At 59.6% G+C, this 3,544-nt stretch carries 3 protein-coding genes; 1 reads left to right on the forward strand and 2 read right to left on the reverse strand.

Going from position 1 to position 3,544, the window contains the following annotated elements; all coding sequences use genetic code 11:
- Nucleotides 1-20: 20 nt before the first annotated feature.
- Nucleotides 21-1,133 carry a multicopper oxidase domain-containing protein gene (locus tag V3W31_03270; GenBank protein ID MEE9613960.1) on the reverse strand — a complete coding sequence of 371 codons (1,113 nt, stop codon included), beginning with the start codon at nucleotides 1,131-1,133 and terminating at the stop codon, nucleotides 21-23.
- Nucleotides 1,134-1,266: 133 nt separating this feature from the next.
- Nucleotides 1,267-2,109 (reverse strand): zinc transporter ZupT, encoded by an 843-nt coding sequence (gene zupT / locus V3W31_03275; GenBank protein MEE9613961.1) that lies wholly within the window; start codon nucleotides 2,107-2,109, stop codon nucleotides 1,267-1,269.
- A gap of 41 nt (nucleotides 2,110-2,150) precedes the next feature.
- Between zupT and ligA the strand changes: the two genes are divergently transcribed.
- Nucleotides 2,151-3,544: NAD-dependent DNA ligase LigA (gene ligA, locus V3W31_03280; GenBank protein MEE9613962.1), on the forward strand; the 1,394-nt coding region annotated here is incomplete at its 3' end.

A 3,544-nucleotide genomic window follows, 5' to 3' on the forward strand; every position in this document is an offset into this window, starting at 1 on the left:
CCTCAGACTTCCTCCTTAGCTCAAGGCCCGGGCGTCATGGGGAAGTGTCTCCTGGCGTAATCGTCGACCGCTTCCGGGAGTTTTCCGAGTTCAAAGCCCTCGTACACAATACCGGTGAGCATCCCGCCGGGGTAGACCCCGTTATTGGTCACATGCGGCACCACGTGGCAGTGGGCCGGGAATATGCCCGGGTTGTCGGCCTCGAATATGAAGTCTATCCTCTGGCCCGGGGCTATGGGTATGGTGTCGATAAAATGGGGGTCTTTTACCGCGTAGCCGTCATAGTGGGTGACGGAGGTCTTGTGTCCGTGTATGTGCATGGAGTGGTTCTTGTAGCCCATGTTTATCATACGCACCCTCACCTTCTCACCGAGCTTCAGCCCGCCGATGGCCGCGCCCAGGTCCCCCCAGGAAACGCTGTTTATGGTGAAGTAGTTATACTTGCCGTTAGTACCCGCCATGGGCAGGTCATACCACTCCCCTTCCTCTATGACGGACCACTCGTCGAGGAACCAGACGATATCCCGGTCGGTCTCGTACTTCTCGTCTTTGGGTTTCACTATGAAGGCCCCGTACATGCCCATATCGAGGTGCGACAGGGTCTGGTAGTGGCAGTGGTAGGCGTGGGTGCCGGGGCGCCTGGCCACGAACTCGTATACGAAGACCTCGTTGCCCATGACGTTCTTCTGGCTCAACCCCGGCACGCCGTCGGAGTGGAACGGGGCGTTCAGCCCGTGGAAGTGTATGGTATGCGGCATGACGTGGGTGTTTTTGAAGTAGACCCTCACGAAGTCACCCTCGTCCACGCGTATCTCCGGGCCGGGCACCGAGAGCTCCTCCCCTTCGAGGCCGAAGCCCCAGGTCATGACCTTAACACCCGGGGCTATCTCCACGCTCAAGTTGCCCACCACCATGGTGAACTCCCTGACGGGCCTTCCGCCCGGGTCGCCGAGCGCGGCCGGGTTAGCTCCGCTCACCTTCGCTATCCTTATCCTCTCCGCCGGGCCGTCCGCGGTCGTAACGAAGCCCTCATTGGACACTTTCTCCTCGGCCGCAATGGAGCTCTCTACACCCATAACCGTGAACGAAAATAGTGCAAGCAACAGTACAGTATTCCCCAAAATCCGTGACATCCGCGTAATCCTCCTCATGTTGTTTTTTGTTAAGCATGGGTAGACTCTACAACAAAATAACGCGAAGTCAAGCGAATGCCCGTTATTTTTGAAAACCCAGGGAAGTGAAGGGGTCCGGCAGGGATTAAGGGGTTCAGATAAGGATCGCCAGGCTAAGCGCCATCACCATCATGCCGACCATCACGCCGACTATGGCCACGTGCGCCTCGCCGTAGGATTGGGCTATGGGCAGGAGTTCGTCGAACGATATGAAGACCATGAAGCCGGCCACCATGGCGAACATCCATCCGAGGAGCGCTTCGCTTAAGAAGGGCATGAGCACGATACCGGCCAGGAGCGCCCCCACCGGCTCGCTCGCCCCGGAGAGGAACGACCACCAGAAGGCCTTCTTCCGGCTCCCGGTCGAGGCATAGATCGGGACCGAGACCGCTATCCCCTCGGGGATATTGTGTATGGCGACGGCGAAGGCAAGGGCTATCCCGATATTCACGTCCTTGAGCGTTCCGGCGAACGTTACCATCCCCTCGGGGAAGTTATGTATGCCCACGCCGACGGCCACCATGAGCGAGGCTTTTTGCAGCCTGCCGGTCTTGGCCTTCCCTGCCCCCCCGTGTCCTACACTCCCATGGTGGGTTTCGAGGATATAGGAGTGCGGCAGCAGGAAGTCTATAAGGAGCATGGCGAACATCCCGATGAAGAAGGCCAAGTGTGCCTGGGCAAAGCCAACGGAGAGGATCGCCTGCTGGAGCAGTTCGACAAAGCTGACCAGCACCATCACCCCGGCCGAGAAGCCGAGGGTGAAGGCCATGTATCTCGGCCCCGGCTCTTTGTAGAAGATCCCTATCAGGCTCCCCACGGTGGTGGAGAGCCCGGCGAGCGTGGTGAGGGCCATGGCCATGAGGAAGGTGCCGCCTTCGTTCATGATGGGATTATACACGGGGGCCGCGCGGCGGTCAACCGAGTTACCCCCCTCCACCCGGATTGACCAATCCCCTCCCCTGTGCTAAAAATAGGGCCATGAAGGACACGAAAGCGGCTAAAGAAGCAGCGCGGCTCCGCGAGGAAATTAACCGCCACAACCACCTCTACTACGTCCTCGACGCCCCGGAGATAACCGACGCGGAGTTCGACCGCCTGATGCGGCGGCTCGAAGCCCTCGAGGAAGAGTTCCCCGCCCTCCTGACCCCTGACTCCCCCACCCGGAGGGTCGGGGCCGCTCCACTTAAGGAGTTCGGCACCGTAACCCACACCCTCCCCATGCTGAGTATCTTTAACGCCTCGGACCGTGAGGGAGGGATAAAGTTCGACGAGGGGGTCAAAAGATTCCTTAAGACGGACAAGCCTGTGGAGTACGCCGTGGAGCCCAAGATAGACGGGTTGGCCGTGGAGCTCGTGTATGAAGACGGCGTCTTCACGAACGGCTCCACCAGGGGCGACGGCTATACCGGGGAGGATATAACCTCGAACCTAAGGACCGTTAAGAGCATCCCGCTCGTGCTAATAGGAAAAAACCTTCCAAAGAGGATAGAGGTACGCGGCGAGATATTCATCCCGCTCAAGAGTTTTGGGGATATAAATAAGGAGCGAGAAGAGAGGAACGAGCCCCCCTTTGTAAATCCCCGTAACGCCGCGGCCGGCTCGCTCCGCCAGCTCGACCCGAGGGTCACGGCCGCCCGGCCGCTCGACATCTTCTGCTACGGCGTGGGCACGGTCGAGGGGAAGAGCTTTGCCACTCACGGCAAGACGCTGGAGTACTTGAAAAAACTCGGCCTCAAGGTAAACCCGCTCGTGGAGGTAGCGAAGGGGATAGAGGGGACGCTCGTCTACCACAGGAAACTGGAAAACATGAGGGACAAACTCGGCTACGAGCTCGACGGTACGGTCATAAAGGTAAACAGCCTCAAGCTTCAGGAGCGGCTCGGTGTCCGTACCCGGAGTCCCCGCTGGGCGCTCGCCTGCAAGTTCCCGGCCAAGCACGGGACCACGCGGGTCATCGGCATAGAGGTCGGTGTGGGCAGGACCGGGGCGCTTACCCCGGTGGCCATACTCGAACCCGTGGAGGTGGCTGGGGTGACGATAGAGAGGGCCACGCTACATAACCAGGACGAAGTAGACCGTAAGGACGTAAGAGAGGGCGACACGGTCATCGTGCAGAGGGCCGGGGACGTCATACCCGAGGTGGTCTCGGTCGTAAAGGATAAGAGGAGCGGCGTAGAGAAACCCTTCAAGATGCCGACGGAGTGCCCGGTGTGCTCGGCAAAGGTCGAGCGTACGGGGGCGATTCACTTCTGCACCGGAGGACTTTCATGTCCGGCGCAATTAAAACGGACCATACGACACTTCGTCACCCGGAAGGCCATGGACATAGAGGGGCTTGGGGGAAAGCATATCGACCGCTTCGTCGAAGACGG

This window comes from Thermodesulfobacteriota bacterium (assembly GCA_036482575.1).
In the GTDB taxonomy this organism is placed as follows: Bacteria; Desulfobacterota; GWC2-55-46; order GWC2-55-46; family JAUVFY01; genus JAZGJJ01.

What these genes read in the sequence shown, in the direction of transcription:
- V3W31_03270 (MEE9613960.1), bottom strand. Translation starts at nt 1,133, where the DNA reads ATGTCACGGATTTTGGGGAATACTGTACTGTTGCTTGCACTATTTTCG.